The sequence below is a fragment of the Sinorhizobium sp. 22678 genome (assembly GCF_052044265.1).
Taxonomy (GTDB): Bacteria; Pseudomonadota; Alphaproteobacteria; order Rhizobiales; family Rhizobiaceae; genus Sinorhizobium; species Sinorhizobium meliloti_A.
On record NZ_JBQEMS010000011.1, the window covers coordinates 140,820 to 157,662 of the forward strand.

Here is a 16,843-nt window from a genome sequence, read left to right on the forward strand (position 1 = left end):
AATGAATCCGTCGAGGCGTTCTCCACTCACCTGGGCCGTGCATCTTTCCGTCCTGCTTCTGGTCCTGCTCTGGACCCTGCCGACGGCCGGCCTTTTGATTTCCTCCTTGCGCGACAAGGACCAGCTCGCCGTTTCCGGCTGGTGGACGGCTCTTTCCAGCTCGTCGCGCAACGCCGTCGCCCGCGCGCCCTCGGCCGAGAACCAGGTCGAGCGCGACGGCAAGTTCGTGATTTCCGGGAACCTGCTGGAGAGCCGGGGCGAGGTTTCCGCCTTCGGATTTTCCAGCCGCGAACCCACCAAATTCAAACCCGGCGAAACGGCCGAGCTCAACGACGGCGAAAGGCTGACGGTGCAGGCAGACGGCAGTTTCGAGATCGTTTCGGATCAGCGGATGGAGGGCTCGCGCGGCCAGCGGATCTTCTTTACGGCCACCACGCCACCGCGCTTCACGCTCGACAATTATGCCGAGGTCCTGAGTGCTGCGGGCATCGGCAGATCCTTCCTGAATTCGCTGACCGTCGCCGTACCGTCAACCGTCATTCCCATTCTGATCGCGGCCTTCGCCGCCTACGCGCTCGCCTGGATGCCCTTTCCCGGCCGCGCGATCCTGCTCGCCGTGGTCGTCGGTCTTCTCGTCGTGCCGCTGCAGATGTCGCTCATTCCGCTCCTGCAGCTTTATAACGGCGTCGGCGCCTTCTTCGGCGTGTCCGCCAAGACCTATATGGGCATCTGGCTCGCCCATACCGGCTTCGGCCTGCCGCTCGCCATCTATCTCCTGCGCAACTACATGGCCGGCCTGCCGCGCGAGATCATGGAATCGGCGCGCGTCGACGGCGCCAGCGATTTCGATATTTTCGTCAAGATCATTCTGCCTCTGTCGTTTCCGGCGCTCGCCTCCTTTGCCATCTTCCAGTTTCTCTGGACCTGGAACGACCTTCTCGTCGCCATCGTCTTCCTCGGCGCGGGGGACGACAAGCTGGTGCTGACCGGGCGTCTGGTCAATCTCCTCGGCTCGCGCGGCGGCAATTGGGAAATTCTCACCGCCTCCGCCTTCATCACTATCGTCGTTCCGCTGATCGTCTTCTTCGCCCTGCAACGCTACCTGGTGCGCGGCCTGCTGGCTGGGTCGGTCAAGGGCGGCTGATCGATTTCAGACAAGGAATCCTGAACAGCATGACAATGAACGAAACGACGAGCTCACTCCTCGAGCCCGACAGGGATTGGTGGCGCGGCGCGGTGATCTATCAGATCTATCCGCGCTCCTTTCAGGACACCAATGGCGACGGCATCGGCGATCTGCAGGGGATCACCGCCCGTCTGCCCCACATTGCGGGGCTCGGCGCGGACGCGATCTGGGTTTCGCCCTTCTTCACGTCGCCGATGCGGGACTTCGGTTACGACGTCTCGAACTATGTCGATGTCGATCCTATCTTCGGGACGCTCGAAGACTTCGATGCGCTGATCGCCGAGGCCCACCGGCTCGGCCTCCGGGTGATGATCGACCTGGTGCTGTCACATACCTCCGACCAGCATCCCTGGTTCGTCGAAAGCCGCTCCAGCCGCAGCAATGCGAAAGCGGACTGGTATGTCTGGGCGGATTCGAAGCCGGACGGCACGCCGCCCAACAATTGGCTGTCGATTTTCGGCGGTTCCGCCTGGCAGTGGGATCCGACCCGCCTGCAATATTATCTGCACAACTTTCTCACCTCGCAGCCCGACCTCAATCTGCATAACGCGGAGGTTCAGGAGGCCCTGCTTGCCGTCGAGCGCTTCTGGCTGGAGCGCGGCGTCGACGGTTTCCGGCTCGACACCATCAACTTCTATTTCCATGACCGCGAACTGCGCGACAACCCCGCGCTCGTTCCGGAGCGCCGGAACGCCTCGACTGCGCCGGCGGTCAATCCCTATAACTATCAGGAGCATATCTACGACAAGAACCGGCCGGAGAACCTGGAGTTCCTGAAGCGCTTCCGCGCGGTGATGGACGAGTTCCCGGCGATCGCCGCCGTCGGCGAGGTCGGCGACAGCCAGCGCGGCCTCGAAATCGCAGGCGAATACACCTCGGGCGGCGACAAGGTGCACATGTGCTACGCCTTCGAGTTTTTGGCGCCCGATCGGCTGACGCCGCAGCGCGTGGCCGAGGTTCTGCGCGACTTCCAGAGGGCCGCCCCTGAGGGCTGGGCCTGCTGGGCCTTCTCGAACCATGATGTGGTCCGCCACGTCAGCCGCTGGGCCGATGGCGTTACCGATCATAACGCGCATGCGAAGTTGCTCGCCAGCCTGTTGATGTCGCTGCGCGGTACCGTCTGCATCTATCAGGGCGAGGAACTTGCGCTCGCCGAGGCGGAGCTCGCCTATGAGGATCTCCGGGATCCCTATGGCATTCAGTTCTGGCCCGACTTCAAGGGCCGGGACGGCTGCCGCACGCCGATGGTATGGGAGAGCCTGCCCGATGGCGGCTTCAGCAGCGCGAGGCCGTGGCTGCCGATTTCCGAGAGCCACATTCCGCGGGCGGTTGCCGTGCAGGAGGGCGACCCGGCCTCGGTGCTGCATCACTACCGCCGCTTTCTCGCCTTCAGAAAGGCGCATCCGGCCTTGGCCAAGGGCGAGATCGAATTCGTCGAGACCAGGGGCTCCTTGCTCGGCTTCCTGCGCAGCCATGGCAATGAGAGAATCTTTTGCCTGTTCAACATGAGCGACGAAGCTGCGACGAAGGAACTGCCGATGAAGCGGCTGGAGCCGCTCGAGGGCCACGGCTTCGTCACGGGGATACTGGATCACGAGGTCAAGCTGCCGGCCAGGGGCGCGTTTTTCGCGCGCCTGGCCTGAGAACCGAGGGAGGGTGCCATGACAGGCCTGCTGCTGAAAGATATCCGCAAGTCCTACGGGGCCGTCGACGTAATTCACGGCATCGATCTCGACATCAAGGTAGGCGAGTTCGTCGTCTTCGTCGGACCGTCCGGATGCGGGAAGTCCACGCTTCTGCGCATGATCGCCGGGCTCGAGGAAATAACCGGCGGCGACATGTTCATCGACGGCGAGCGGGTCAACGACGTGCCGCCTTCCAAGCGCGGCATCGCCATGGTGTTCCAGTCCTATGCGCTCTATCCGCATATGACCGTTTACGACAACATGGCCTTCGGCATGCGGATCGCCAGGGAATCGAAGGAGGAGATCGACCGCCGTGTGCGTGGAGCCGCGGACATGCTTCAGCTCACCCCATATCTCGACCGGCTTCCGAAGGCGCTTTCCGGCGGCCAGCGGCAGCGCGTGGCGATCGGCCGGGCGATCTGCCGCAATCCCAAGGTCTTCCTTTTCGACGAGCCGCTCTCAAACCTCGACGCCGCGCTGCGGGTGGCGACCCGCATCGAGATCGCCAAGCTCAGCGAGCGGCTGTCGGACACCACCATGATCTACGTCACCCATGACCAGGTGGAGGCGATGACGCTGGCCGACCGGATCGTGGTTCTCTCCGCCGGTCACATCGAGCAGGTCGGGGCGCCCCTCGAACTCTACGAGCGGCCGGCAAATCTCTTCGTTGCGCGCTTCATCGGCTCCCCGGCCATGAACGTCATCCCGGCGACGATCACCGCGACCGGCCAACAGACCGCCGTCACGCTCGCGGGCGGAAAATCGGTGACGCTCGACATTCCGACGAATGCCTCCGAAAACGGCAAGACGGCAAGCTTCGGCGTGCGCCCGGAAGACCTGCAGGTGACCGAGACCGACGATTTCCTGTTCGAGGGCACGGTCTCGATCGTCGAGGCGCTGGGCGAGGTGACCTTGCTTTACATCGAAGGACTGGTCGAAAACGAGCCGATCATCGCCAAGATGCCGGGGATCGCCCGCGTCGGCCGCGGCGACAAGGTGCGGTTCACGGCCGACAAGGCGAAGCTGCATCTCTTCGACACAAAAGGACAGAGCTATCGGGCGTAGTTCGGCTGCAGGGCCGGGGGCATTTTCGGCCTGCAGCCCTGAACCCTCTGTTAAATTTCATGGGTTAGCGTCGTCGCAGTGAAATGCGAAAAGGCGAGTTCGATGAGCAGTGCAGCCCCCGTGATCAACCGGCACTTTCTCAACAAGGAAGAGTCATTCATGTACGATCGGGAGGCGAATTTCCCGATGGAAGACACGCGGAACGAGGCGCGGATCGAATTCACCGAAAAGGGTATGCAGAATCTCTCGTCGCGCCGCTGCGAGATCATCAAGCTCTCCAGGAGCAGCGCCCTGATCGGCATTCTGACCCAGTTCCAGCTGCCGCAGAATTTCTATCTCGACATACCGAGCGCCCGCATCCCCCTGATCGGCTGCCTCCTGAGGCGGGTGCATGCCAACAACATCATCGAGGCGCGGTTCCTGCGGCTCCTGAGCGAGCGGGACCTCAACCGGATCTTCGTCTACAGCACCCATCCGAACCATCGGAACCGCACGCTCGACATCTATCGCTGAGAATGACGCGGCCCTCCGGTCCCAAGGGGCAGGGGGAACCGGTGCGCGGATGGTCTCGGCAGGTTACTCGGCTGCAAAAAACCACTCGCGTCGCGCAAACATCAGGCCAACGGCGTAGATCGCGAATGCAAGGAGCGCTGTCGCCGGCGCAGACAGTTCAGAGTAGCCACCGCCCTCGGCGCGTTTCATTGCGTCACAGATTGACCATCCCCTCGCATATTCGCAAGCGAATGCTGTAGGAGCCGTACATCCCCCGGCTCCTCATTCCTGTGCTTGTCAGGAATCCAGTCAGACCAAGTCCTTGGGCTGAAAGAACGCTTCCTGCGCCGCAGACGCGGCGCTGCTGGATCCCTGTGACGAGCACAGGGATGAGGGTCGAGAGGTGCGGTCCCTCGGCGCGTCTCAAAAAGACGTAACTTTTCGTTGCGTGACGGGTTGACCATTCCCTCGCATATTCGCAAGTGAGGGTTGTAGCAACCGCTCATCCCGGTCCCTCATTCCTGTGCTTGTCACAGGAATCCAGCCAGACCAAGTCCTTGGGCTGGAAAGGCTCTTCCGCGCCGCAGACGCGGCGCTGCTGGATCCCTGTGACGAGCACAGGGATGAGGGGAGGAGACGTCGCAGTCCTCCAAAACGTTTCCTACAGCGCCGCGCGTCTTATGAGACGCGCATCGCCATACGGGCCGACAAAACCAACCAGAGCTTCAACGCCATTATCGATCTCGCAGAAGCCGTCATAAACTCGAAATGAATCGCAACGGGCCCTAATGAAACAGCACGCTTCCGCCGCGGTCGGCCGCGCCGGCGATCTGCCTGAACGGAGCGAAGAGCTCGCGGCCCATTCCGAATTCGTTGTCGGAGAGGTCGATATGCGCCGGCACGCGCGTTTTCAGCGCGATGTCCTCGACGAGCACCTCGACCTTGCCGTTGATCGCGTCGATGCGGACGATGTCGCCCTCCTGGATGCGTGCGATCGGGCCGCCTTCCTTCGCTTCCGGGGTCACATGGATCGCTGCCGGAACCTTGCCGGAGGCGCCCGACATGCGCCCGTCTGTGAGGATCGCGACTTTCTGGCCCCGATCCTGCAGGATGCCGAGCACCGTCGTCAGCTTATGCAGTTCCGGCATGCCGTTGGCCTTTGGCCCCTGAAAGCGCACGACGGCTACGAAATCGCCTTCGAGCCTTCCCGCCTTGAAGGCGGCGTTCAGTTCCGCCTGATCGTTGAAGATCTTGGCCGGAGCCTCGATGACGTGGCTCTCCGGCTTGACGGCGGAGATCTTGATGACCGCCTTGCCGATATTTCCGCTCAGCATCTTAAGGCCCCCGGAGTGCTGGAACGGGCGCTCGACGGTCGCGAGCACCTTCGGGTCGGCGCTCGTCTCCGGCGCAGGCTCGCGCTTGACGCTGCCGTTCTCGCCGAGCTTCACGTCGATCGCATAGGCGCTGAGCCCCTGCCCGTAGACGGTACGGACGTCGTCGTGCAGCAAGCCTTTCCTGAGGAGCTGGGCGATGAGGAAGCCCATGCCGCCTGCGGCGTGGAAATGGTTCACGTCGGCCAGCCCGTTCGGATAGACGCGCGCGAGCAGCGGCACGAGATCGGAAAGCTCCGAAATGTCCTGCCAGGTAAGCACGATCCCCGCGGCGCGGGCCATCGCGACGAGATGCATCGTGTGGTTCGTCGAGCCGCCGGTCGCATGCAGGCCGACGACGCCGTTGACGATCGACCGCTCGTCGATCATCTCACCGGCGGGCGTGAATTCGTTGCCGAGCGCGGTGATTGCAAGCGCCCGCTTCGTCGCTTCCCTGGTCAGCGCGTCGCGAAGCGGCGTGCCGGGATTGATGAAGGAGGCGCCGGGCAGGTGGAAGCCCATGATCTCCATCAGCATCTGGTTGGAATTGGCGGTGCCGTAGAAGGTGCAGGTGCCGGGGCCGTGATAGGACTTGGACTCCGCCTCCAGGAGCTCGTCGCGGCCGACCTTGCCTTCGGCGAAGAGTTGCCGAACCCTGGCCTTCTCGTCGTTCGGCAGGCCCGTGGTCATCGGTCCGGCGGGGATGAAGACCGCGGGCAGATGGCCGAAGGTGAGCGCCGCGATCGCGAGTCCGGGCACGATCTTGTCGCAGACGCCGAGATAGACGGCCGCGTCGAACATGTTGTGCGACAGGCCGATGCCGGCCGCCATGGCGATGACATCGCGCGAGAAGAGCGACAGCTCCATGCCGGGCTGCCCTTGGGTGACGCCGTCGCACATTGCCGGAACGCCGCCGGCGACCTGAGCGACGCCGCCCGCCTCGTGCGCGGCCTCCCGGATCAGTGCCGGATAGGTTTCGAACGGCTGATGCGCCGAAAGCATGTCGTTGTAAGAGGTGATGATGCCGAGGTTGGGGACGCGGTCGCCCGCAAGCGCCACCTTCTCGGCGGGGGAACAGACCGCAAATCCGTGCGCAAGATTGCCGCAGCCGAGAACGGTCCGGTGCGGTCCGTTCGTCGCAGCGCTGCGGACGCGATCGAGGTAGGGCTCGCGGTACGGCTTCGAGCGTTCGACGATGCGGGCGGTAATGGCGGCTATGCGGGAATCGGCGGACATGGACACATCCCTCTTCCGGAGTCTTGCGACTCCTTTCTTCATCGATCATCGGCTTTGAGCGCCACAGCGTGCGGGGAGCGTTGCGGCGCTTTCCGGGTCGCCTCAGGGCGCCCAGTATATCTGCAGCGGCGATGTGGCCCGCCGAAGCACGGCCCGGATGGGCATCTCTGCCTCGTCGCCGGGCGCCTGGGCCTGGGCAAGCACCTCTTTCTTGCCGCTGCCTTCGATATGCAGCACCAGATAGCCGGCATCCTGCAGGCTGGAGAAGGTGAAGGTGAGGCGGGGTTCGCCCGCCCCTTCCGCTTCCATGGTGATCACGCCGCGCGGCGTCGTGGGGTCGAGCGCCTCTTCAAGGCGCGTCCCCCCGGGAAAGAACGAGGCCGTATGCCCGTCCGTGCCCATGCCGAGCACCACGACATCGAAGGGTGCGCCGAGACTTGCCGTCCTGTCGCTCGCGATCGCCGCCGCCGCTTCCGCAGTCTCGGCCGCGTGATAGAGCGGAACGAAACGCGCCTGCGCAGCCCCGTCCTTGAGCAGGTTGTCGGCAACCAGGCGATGGTTGGAGCGCTCGTTTTCCGGTGGCACGAAACGCTCGTCGACGAGGGTGACCGTCACTTTCGACCAATCGAGCTCGCGACGCGACAGCGACCGGAAAAAGGCCTTCGGGGTCGAGCCACCCGATACCGCGAAGCTCGCCGTGCCTCTCGCAGCGATCGCGGCGGCGAGCCTTGCACCGACGTCGTCCGCGAGGGCCTCGGCCAATGCGGACGGATTTTCGAATATGTGCATGTTTGCGCTCATGATCGGCCCTAGATCGCATCGTTCCAAGTACGGCCGTCGCGCTCGATCAGCGCGATCGATTGGCTCGGACCCCAGGTTCCGGCGGTATAGCCTTGCACCTGCTGTCCGGTTGCTTCCCAGGCCTTGAGGATCGGGTCGATCCATTGCCAGGCCGCTTCCACTTCGTCGCGGCGCACGAACAGGGTCTGGTTGTTGCGGATGACGTCCAGCAGCAGGCGTTCATAGGCGTCCGCATTGCGAACCGCAAAGGCCTCGGCGAAGCTCATGTCCAGGGGCACGTTCCTCAGCCGCATGCCGCCCGGTCCGGGATCCTTGATCATCAGCGACTGCTTGACGCCTTCATTCGGCTGCAGGCGGATCATCAGCTGGTTGGCCGAAATGCGGCCGGCGCTCTGATCGAAGATCGAGTGCGGAATCTGCTTGAAGGTGATGACGATCTCCGACATGCGGCCCGCCATGCGCTTTCCGGTACGCAGATAGAAGGGCACGCCTGCCCAGCGCCAATTGCTTATCTCGGCCTTGATCGCGACGAAGGTTTCCGTGTTGGAAACGCCTCCTTCGAGCTCTTCGAGATAGCCCTTGACCGGGCCTCCGGACGATGCGCCCGCGCGGTACTGGCCCCGGACCGTCACCTGCTCGACATTGGAGGCGGTGATCGGCTTCAGCGCGCGAAGCACCTTGAGCTTCTCGTCGCGCACGGCCTCCGCGTCCATCGACGTCGGCGCCTCCATGGCGACGAAACAGAGGAGCTGGAGGATGTGGTTCTGCACCATGTCGCGCAGCGCGCCCGCCTTGTCGTAGTAACCTGCGCGATTCTCGAGCCCGACGGCTTCGGAAACGGTGATCTGAACGTGGTCGATGTGGGCGGAATTCCACAATGGCTCGTACAGTGCGTTGGCAAAGCGCAACGCCATCAGATTCTGCACCGTCTCCTTGCCGAGATAGTGGTCGATGCGGAAAATCTGCTCTTCGCGGAAGACCTTGCCGATCGTGTCGTTGAGCTCCGTCGCGGAAGCGAGGTCGCGGCCGATCGGCTTCTCGACGACGATGCGGGTGTTCCTTGTGATGAGCTTGTGATCGCGGATCTTTTCGGAAATATCGCTGAAGATCGCCGGTCCGACGGCGAGATAGAAGGCACGGGTACGGTCCTTGCCTTCTTCCAGGAGCTTCTTCAGATCGTCCCAGCCCTGCTCGGACTTGGCGTCGACGGAGACGTAGTAGAGACGTGAGGTGAATTTCTCGACTTCCGCCTCGTTGAACTCCCCGGCCTTCAGGTGTTCTTTCAGGGCGTCGCTCGCGAACTTGCGGTATTCGTCATGGGAAAGGCTCGCGCGCGAGGCGCCGATGATCCGCGTCGGTTCCGTGAACTGGCCTTCCATCTGACGGTGGTAGAGTGCCGGCAGCAGCTTGCGCTCGGCAAGATCGCCGGTGCCCCCGAACACCACATAGTCAAACGGTTCGACGGGAATGATCTGGCTGCTCATGGGATGTCTCGATCTCGTTGAGGTCTGGGCTGGTATAATCTAATCGATTTAAAATGGCTAGGGTGCACCGCAACAAAATGGCTGGCCGCACGGCTGCCGACACACCGTTCCTTATATCATCACCGCCCGGGGAACAGAAATATGCAGCATTTCAAGGACTTTGCGCCCACCGTCTGGAATCTCGGAGGGCCTTCCCTTTAGAACCGGTCGCGCAGTGAGTACCAGCTGAGCGCCAGAAACAGGAGTGCCGAGCGGAACCGCGTTCCGCCGGGGAAGGCCGGTATTTTGAGCTGCTTCAGCAGATCGAGTTCGGTGGACTTGCCGAGCGCGAGCTCGGCATAGAGTTTGCCGCAATAATTGGCGAGCATGACGCCATGGCCGGAGTAACCGCCGATCGTGGTGACTCCCGGCATGACCTCGCGGCAGAAGGGTTGGCGCGGCATGGTGATGCCGACCGAGCCGCCCCAGGCGTGAGTGATCTCCACATCGGCGAGATCCGGGTAGATTTCGCAGATCTGCCGGCGTATGTGCGCCGAAATGTCGCGCGGATTGTCGGCAGTGTAGGCCTCGCGCCCGCCGAAGAGCAGCCGCCCGTCTTTCGATTTTCGGAAATAGCGTACGACGAAGCGCGAATCGTCGACCGATTCGCCCCCCGGCAGAATCCCAGTATGGCCGTGCAGCACCGTCGTCGCGCCGATGAAGGAGCGGATCGGCATGACGTGGCTCGCGGTCACGGGCTCGAGATTGCCGATATAGCCGTTGCAGGCGATCAGCGCCCGGTCGGCCGTGATCGTGCCGCTCGTCGTCTCGATGACGACCGCGCCGCCCTTCTTCTCGATCTTGAGCGCCTTCGTTCCCTCGTAGAGATGGGCGCCGGCGAGCGCCGCCTGTCTGACGAGCCCCACAACCAGCTTCATCGGGTGGATGTGGCCGGTCCCGGTGTCGCGGATACCGAAGTGGTAATGGCTGGAGCCGAGCCGGCTCACGGTTTCCTCGCGATCCATGAAGGAAAGGTGCGGATAGCCGTAGCGCTCGGTCATCGCCTCGACGTGGTTGCGATAGTCCCTTTCGAGGCTTGCCTTGTGGCCGACCGAGAGCTGGCCCGGCATGAATTCGATGTCGATCGCGTGCTCTTCGGCAAATCCCAGGACATAGCGCTTGGCGTTCTCGGCCATATCGAAGAGCCGCTGCGCCCATTCGCGGCCGAGCACCTCCTCCGTTTCGTCGGCCCAGACACGTTGCCCGGTGCCGAACTGCCCGCCATTGCGGCCCGAGGCGCCGTCGCCGAAGCGGCAGGCGTCGATCAGGGTGACGTCCGTCCCGCTCCGGGCGAGATTGCAGGCGGCCTGCAGGCCGGTATAGCCGCCGCCGATAATGGCGACGTCGGCCTTGCGGGAGCCCGGCATGACCGGGAAGGCGGGCCGCTCGGGAGTCGTCGCCTCGTACCAGGAATATCCGGGCGAAATCGGGCTTTGCCAGGTCATGGAAACCTGTTCCGGATCAGACATTCAGGAGCAGGAACTCGCGTTCCCACGGGCTGATGACCTGCATGAAGGTTTCGAACTCGCCGCGCTTCACGCCGGCATAGATGGCGATGAACTCGGCGCTGAAGACCTCCGCCAGCGCGGGAGCCGATTCGAGCAGCGAAACCGCCTCGAGCAGCCCTCGCGGCAGTTCGATTTCGCCCTCATTGGCGGTGTGTTCAGTGGGCGGTGTCGCCTGCAGGCCCTCGATGATGCCGAGATAGCCGCAGCCGAGCGAGGCCGCGAGCGCCAGATAGGGGTTGGCATCCGAGCTCGGCAGGCGGTTCTCGATGCGCCGGGCGACCGGATCCGAGACAGGGATGCGGAACGCCGTGGTCCGGTTGTCATAGCCCCAGGCGGTGTTGACCGGCGCGGACATGTCCGGCGTGAGGCGCCGATAGGAATTCACATAGGGCGCCATCATCGACAACGTCCGAGGCACGTAAAGCTGCATGCCGCCTATGAAGGAAAAGAACGCCTGGGAGGGTGAGCCGTCGGGATTGGAGAAGATATTGCGGCCGGTCTCGATATCGATCACCGATTGGTGGATATGCATGGCGGAGCCGGGCTGGCCCTGCATGGGCTTCGCCATGAACGTCGCATAGATTCCGTGCTTCAGCGCAGCTTCGCGGATGGTCCGCTTGAAAAGGAAGACCTGGTCGGCAAGCTCGATCGGATCGCCGTGCCTGAGGTTGATCTCAAGCTGGGCCGGCCCCTCTTCGTGGATCAGCGTATCGATCTCGAGGCCTTGCTTTTCGGAGAAATGGTAGATGTCGTCGATGAGCTCGTCGAACTCGTTGATGCCGGCAATCGAATAGCCCTGGCCGCCGAGGATCGAGCGGCCGGACCGGCCCTTCGGCGGCCGCAGCGGATAGTCCGGATCGTCGTTCTGGGCGACGAGATAGAATTCGATCTCCGGTGCGACCACCGGTTTCCAGCCCTTCTGCCGGTAGAGCTCGATGACGCGCTTCAGCACGTTGCGCGGCGTATAGCTGATCTGCTCGCCCTGGGAGCCGACGATGTCGCAGATGACCTGGGCCGTCGGGTCGCTTTCCCACGGAACGATGGAAAGGGTGGACAGGTCCGGAACGAGCTTGATGTCGCTGTCGCGGGAATCATAGCGGAATTGCCCGGTCTCTTCCGGATATTCGCCGGAAATCGTGTGCCGGTAGATCGCCGAGGGCAAGGCGAGGGAGGTATTGGACGTGAACTTGGACGTCGGCATCATCTTGCCGCGCGCAACGCCCGCAAGGTCGGGCGTGATGCACTCGATATCTTCGATGCCGCGGATCTTGAGCCAGTCGACCGCTTCGGTCCAGGTCTTCACGCCACGGGCGGCATGCAGGGCGAGGGGTATTTTCGAACTCTTGCTGACCTTTGCTGTCTCTTGGGCAACACTTCTCTTGGAAGACATAAATCACCGGGTTTGGCTTCGGATAGCGCAATCATAGCCGCAGTTCGGCAATTAGCTAGATGCACGCGATTGACTTTCGCCCTGCTCACCGGAAAGGAGGATACGGAAACAGAAGGGAGCTTCCGTGGCGCAAATGCAGGACGTGGTGATCATCGGGGCGGGCGCCGCCGGCATGATGTGCGCCATCGAGGCGGGCAAGCGCGGGCGCCGGGTGCTCGTCATCGACCACGCCCGGGCGCCCGGCGAGAAGATCCGCATCTCCGGCGGCGGCCGCTGCAATTTCACCAATATCCATGCGTCCCCCAGGAACTTCCTGTCCGGCAACCCGCATTTCTGCAAGTCGGCGCTTGCCCGGTACCGGCCGCAGGATTTCGTCGCTTTGGTCGAGCGCCATGGCATCGACTGGCACGAGAAAACGCTCGGCCAGCTCTTCTGCGATCATTCGGCCAAGGACATCATCCGCATGCTGATGGCGGAGATGAGGGCGGCGGGAGTGCAACTGAGGCTCGAAACCAGCATCGGGGAGGTTGAGAGGACCGCCTCCGGATTCCGTGTGACGACCAGCGCCGGCGCGGTCGACGCCGCCTCGCTGGTCGTGGCAAGCGGCGGCAAGTCCATCCCGAAAATGGGAGCGACGGGTCTTGCCTATCGCATCGCGGAGCAGTTCGGCTTGCCAGTTGTCGAAACCCGCCCGGCACTGGTTCCCCTGACACTCGACCAGGCGCAGCTCACCAAGCTCGGCGTGCTTGCCGGCGTCGCGGCCGATGCCGAGGCGCGGTTCGGGAAGGCCGCCTTCCGCGAAGCTGTCCTCATCACCCATCGCGGCTTGAGCGGGCCGGCTATCCTGCAGATTTCATCCTATTGGCGTGAGGGTGAGGAGATCGTCCTCCGGCTGATGCCGGACATCGATATCGCCTCGATCCTCAAGGGAATGCGCCGGACGAACGGCCGCCAGGCAGTCCAGACGGCACTTGCCGACATCCTGCCGCGCCGGCTCGCGCAGTTCTTCTCGGACGAAGCGAAGCTGACGGGGCGCATGCTTGCCGACCTTTCCGACAAGGCGATCGACGCGCTTTCCAGCTCCATCCAGGCCTGGGCGGTGAAGCCGGCGGGATCGGAAGGCTACCGGACGGCCGAGGTCACGCTCGGCGGCGTCGATACGCGTGCGCTCGACTCCCGGACCATGCAGGCAAACGAGATCCCCGGCCTCTACTTCGTCGGCGAGTGTGTCGACGTGACCGGCTGGCTCGGAGGCTACAATTTCCAATGGGCCTGGGCGTCGGGCTTCGTCGCCGGTCAAGACGTGTAACCGTGCGGCAAAATTGGTGATTTGCTTCTTCAGCCATTCTTAAGGGAAATATAACGGAAATTACTGAACCTGTTTATCATGGCGCGACAGCCGCGAAGGCAGCGGAAGTCAACAAGCGGAAACCACATTGTTTCCATTTCGGGGACTTTCTTCAGCCGCAGGATGGATGCACCATGATCGTAACGGCAAAGGCAGACCGTCTTTGCCGGCAACTCGTAGTGCTGCAGCGACCTTTGCGCGCCCGAGACGCTCGGTGCTGCAGCGACAAGGACAAGAGGCCATGAACCAGCAACGCCGCCGTCCCCGTGCAATAGCCATAGCCCGCGCAGAGAAAAGCCGCGGGCAGAACGAATTGACGGCTTACCTCGCGACGCTCGCTCTGTTTGCCGTCACGGCCGTTGCTCTCTTTTCCTGGCTTTAAAGCGTCGCTTCCGACGAGCCCCGTCGATACGCCGGGGGACCGGTATTCCGTCCGCACGGGGCCAATTCCGCTTATGGAATTCTTAATCGTTTGAAACGATTATGGCGAGCAAATGAGCACCGCCAGGTCCTCGCCGCCAAGCCGGCTGCGCGGTCCCGCAATGACTGCTGGCGGGCTGGCGGCGTGCGCCGCATGACTTTCCGAAAAACATCAGCCTGTTTGCGCATCGGGTGGCGCCCGAGCGCCTTTGGTGCGTTCACCTGACGCGCCCCGGAGCGCTTCGAGCCATCGGGGAGGCGAACGCGCGCTGTAGCCAAGGTGTTTTCCATGCTCATCGACAGGATACTTGCCCGCTTCAAGATTCAGACGAAGGTTCTGTTCTTCATCCTGCCCTTCGTCGTCAGCATCTCGGCCGTCGGGATAACCGGACTCTATGCCTCCGGACTGCTGCAGGGCCGCATGGAGATTTCGAACAGCGTCCTCAAGACGCTGAGCGGCTTCAAGGACGTCTATGCCCAGATGAACAGCTTCCTGCAGCGGACGACCGACGAAAGTCGCCGGATGCTCAAGGATGCAATCGTCACGCAGAAGGAAGTTCTGGCCGAAACTGCGGCGCAGGTTGCGGGCGGAAACGGCCAAGACGAGCTGGCTGCCGCCATTGCCGCGACCAGCGACATCGAGACGCGCATCGACGGGCTCTGGACATTGCATGAAGGCGAGCAGAAGCTCCGGGCCGAGACGAGGGCCGGTCTGGAGCGCCTGGCGGCCGAACAGGCGAAGATCAACGACGAGGCGAACCGGCTGCAATACGCGGTGCGCAAGGACGAGAATGCGGCGAAGACGATGCTGCGCAACGCCGAAAAACTCATGCGTGCCAGCCGCTTCTATGCCGAATTCGCGACCGAGGTTAGCGGGGCGATAACGGTCGAGGAGAAGCTCAAGGTCGCAGAGGGCCACTACCCGGCCATAGGCCGCACGCAACGGGATATCTTCGTGCTTTTGCCGAAGGGCGAGAAATCTCTTGCCGAAACCGTCAATTCTGCTTCCGGGACGATCGGCGCCCTTATCAAGGCGCCGCCCGGCCCTGAAACGCTCGCCGGCCTTTCCAAATATGTCGACCGTTTCCGCACCGCCAGTTTCCGATTGGAGGCAGCTTCGGTCGGCAAGATGCGCGAGGCGACGCAGATATTCAGCGAGCTCGACGGCAAGATCGCGGGCACCGAGTCGGTGCTGACCGCGACACGCAGGCTCTCCACATCGCTTACGGACATCCAGATCGCCGCCGCGGCATTTCTCGGAACGACGAGCGAGGAAAGCCGCAAAAAACTCCTCGACAAGTTCCTTGCAGTCCAGTCCAACCTCACCACTCTGCGCGGCATCGCGAGCGGCATGACCTTCTTCGATCAGGCCGCCGGCGCACTTCTGCCGATCATCGAGGGGATGAAGAAGGATGGCCTTGCGCTGGTCGAGATCTCGGATAAGCGCACTGTCGAATTCGAGGCCGCGGGCGCCGCGATCAACGAGATCTGGAGCGATCTCACCGGTTTTGCCGAGCAGCAGAAGGTCGCCGCCGGCAGCGAACGCGCGGAAGCCAATCAGATCTCCGTTGCGGCGACGATCACCGGCGTCGTGATCGCGCTTCTGGCAGGTATCGCGCTCACGCTCACGCTGAAAAAGCCGATCGGCCAGATCACGGCCGCCATGCGGCGGTTGGCGGACGGCGCGCTCGATACGTCGATCGACGGCGGCACGCGCCGCGACGAGATCGGCGACATGGCGCGTGCTCTCGGCGTCTTCAAGGAAAATGCGCTCTCCAAGGTGCGCATCGAGGCGGAAAGCGCCGAAGAGCGTGCCCGCGCGGAAGCCGAGCGCAGCCGCAACGATGCGGAGAAGCGCGAGCTCGACAGGCAGATCGATCTTGCGGTGAGCGAGCTCGCAGCCGGACTCGGACGCCTGGCCCAGGGAGACCTGTCGCGTCAGATCGAGGTGCCCTTCGCCGGCCGCCTCGAACAGTTGCGGCTGGACTTCAACGGATCGCTCGTCCGCCTTCAGGACACGCTGGCGCAGATTCGCGCCAATGCCCAGGCGATCCAGCAGGGTGGCGCCGACATGCATCGGTCCGCCGACGCGCTGTCGAAACGGACGGAGGCTCAGGCCGCCTCGCTCGAGGAGACTGCCGCGGCCGTCGACCAGATCACCGTGACGGTACGCTCCTCGGCGGAGCGGGCGCACGAGGCGAACCAGGCCGTGTCTCATACGAAGCGGAGCGCCGACAGTTCGGCAACGGTCGTCACCAGCGCCGTCGCCGCCATGGGACGCATCGAGGCGGCCTCCCGTCAGATCGAGCAGATCATCGAAGTGATCGACGATATCGCCTTCCAGACCAACCTTCTGGCGCTCAATGCCGGTATCGAAGCGGCGCGTGCCGGCGAGGCGGGCAAGGGCTTTGCCGTCGTCGCGCAGGAAGTACGCGAACTGGCGCAGCGCTCGGCCGAGGCGGCGCGAGAGATCAAGGGGCTGATCGACAAATCGACCGAAGAGGTGAGTTCCGGCTCACGTCTCGTCAAGGAAACGGGCGCGGTGCTCGCCTCGATCAGCGCCGAGATCGTCACGATCAGCCAGCATGTCGAGATGATCGCCACGGCCAGCCGCGATCAGGCTGCGGCCCTGAACGAGGTAAACGGTTCCGTCAACCAGATGGACCAGATGACGCAGCAGAACGCCTCGATGGTCGAGGAGGCGACCGGCACCAGCCGGGCGCTCGCCAATCAGGCGGATACGCTGATGATGCTCGTCGAGCAGTTCCGGCTCGAGCCGGCGGCCGCAGCCGACCACAGCTACCGGGCGGCCTAATCGG

General features: G+C 63.3%; 12 protein-coding genes. 7 read left to right on the forward strand and 5 right to left on the reverse strand.

The genetic code is table 11. The annotated features are described in order from the left end of the window. Position 1: 1 nt before the first annotated feature. The 4 genes from ACTJKL_RS18165 to ACTJKL_RS18180 all read left to right on the forward strand — a co-directional run bounded on the left by ACTJKL_RS18165 (position 2) and on the right by ACTJKL_RS18180 (position 4,449). Positions 2 to 1,144, forward strand: coding sequence for a carbohydrate ABC transporter permease (locus ACTJKL_RS18165; protein WP_100669541.1), 1,143 nt, complete (start codon positions 2 to 4; stop codon positions 1,142 to 1,144). Positions 1,145 to 1,173: 29 nt separating this feature from the next. Next, complete coding sequence (gene bglA / locus ACTJKL_RS18170; protein WP_440853463.1) at positions 1,174 to 2,829, forward strand: beta-galactosidase BglA; 1,656 nt, start codon at positions 1,174 to 1,176, stop codon at positions 2,827 to 2,829. Positions 2,830 to 2,847: 18 nt separating this feature from the next. Beyond that, on the forward strand, positions 2,848 to 3,936 hold the full coding sequence (locus ACTJKL_RS18175; RefSeq protein ID WP_440853464.1) for an ABC transporter ATP-binding protein: 1,089 nt from the start codon (positions 2,848 to 2,850) through the stop codon (positions 3,934 to 3,936). Positions 3,937 to 4,038: 102 nt separating this feature from the next. After that, the gene (locus ACTJKL_RS18180; protein WP_275596750.1) at positions 4,039 to 4,449 is read left to right on the forward strand and encodes a hypothetical protein; all 411 of its coding nucleotides are present in this window, start codon (positions 4,039 to 4,041) and stop codon (positions 4,447 to 4,449) included. A 764-nt stretch (positions 4,450 to 5,213) separates the two neighbouring features. Here the strand turns inward: ACTJKL_RS18180 and edd are convergent. The 5 genes from edd to ACTJKL_RS18205 all read right to left on the reverse strand — a co-directional run bounded on the left by edd (position 5,214) and on the right by ACTJKL_RS18205 (position 12,256). Continuing rightward, a complete protein-coding gene (gene edd, locus ACTJKL_RS18185; RefSeq protein ID WP_440853465.1) occupies positions 5,214 to 7,034 on the reverse strand; it encodes a phosphogluconate dehydratase in 1,821 nt (606 codons plus the stop codon). A gap of 102 nt (positions 7,035 to 7,136) precedes the next feature. Next, positions 7,137 to 7,835, reverse strand: a complete 699-nt coding sequence (gene pgl, locus ACTJKL_RS18190) for a 6-phosphogluconolactonase (RefSeq protein ID WP_324762927.1) — start codon at positions 7,833 to 7,835, stop codon at positions 7,137 to 7,139. An 8-nt stretch (positions 7,836 to 7,843) separates the two neighbouring features. Then, on the reverse strand, positions 7,844 to 9,319 hold the full coding sequence (zwf, locus tag ACTJKL_RS18195; protein WP_018094259.1) for a glucose-6-phosphate dehydrogenase: 1,476 nt from the start codon (positions 9,317 to 9,319) through the stop codon (positions 7,844 to 7,846). A gap of 197 nt (positions 9,320 to 9,516) precedes the next feature. Next, positions 9,517 to 10,803 carry an NAD(P)/FAD-dependent oxidoreductase gene (locus tag ACTJKL_RS18200; protein ID WP_440853466.1) on the reverse strand — a complete coding sequence of 429 codons (1,287 nt, stop codon included), beginning with the start codon at positions 10,801 to 10,803 and terminating at the stop codon, positions 9,517 to 9,519. Between the two features lie 16 nt (positions 10,804 to 10,819). Then, positions 10,820 to 12,256, reverse strand: coding sequence for a glutamine synthetase family protein (locus tag ACTJKL_RS18205; protein ID WP_003527057.1), 1,437 nt, complete (start codon positions 12,254 to 12,256; stop codon positions 10,820 to 10,822). A gap of 124 nt (positions 12,257 to 12,380) precedes the next feature. Between ACTJKL_RS18205 and ACTJKL_RS18210 the strand changes: the two genes are divergently transcribed. The 3 genes from ACTJKL_RS18210 (at position 12,381) to ACTJKL_RS18220 (ending at position 16,839) form a co-directional block, all read left to right on the forward strand. Beyond that, the gene (locus ACTJKL_RS18210) at positions 12,381 to 13,565 is read left to right on the forward strand and encodes a BaiN/RdsA family NAD(P)/FAD-dependent oxidoreductase (RefSeq protein WP_440853467.1); all 1,185 of its coding nucleotides are present in this window, start codon (positions 12,381 to 12,383) and stop codon (positions 13,563 to 13,565) included. Positions 13,566 to 13,845: 280 nt separating this feature from the next. Continuing rightward, positions 13,846 to 13,986: a hypothetical protein gene (locus tag ACTJKL_RS18215; protein WP_010968761.1), complete on the forward strand. Its 141-nt coding sequence runs from the start codon at positions 13,846 to 13,848 to the stop codon at positions 13,984 to 13,986. A 327-nt stretch (positions 13,987 to 14,313) separates the two neighbouring features. Next, on the forward strand, positions 14,314 to 16,839 hold the full coding sequence (locus ACTJKL_RS18220; RefSeq protein ID WP_440853468.1) for a methyl-accepting chemotaxis protein: 2,526 nt from the start codon (positions 14,314 to 14,316) through the stop codon (positions 16,837 to 16,839). The last annotated feature ends 4 nt before the right edge of the window (positions 16,840 to 16,843 follow it).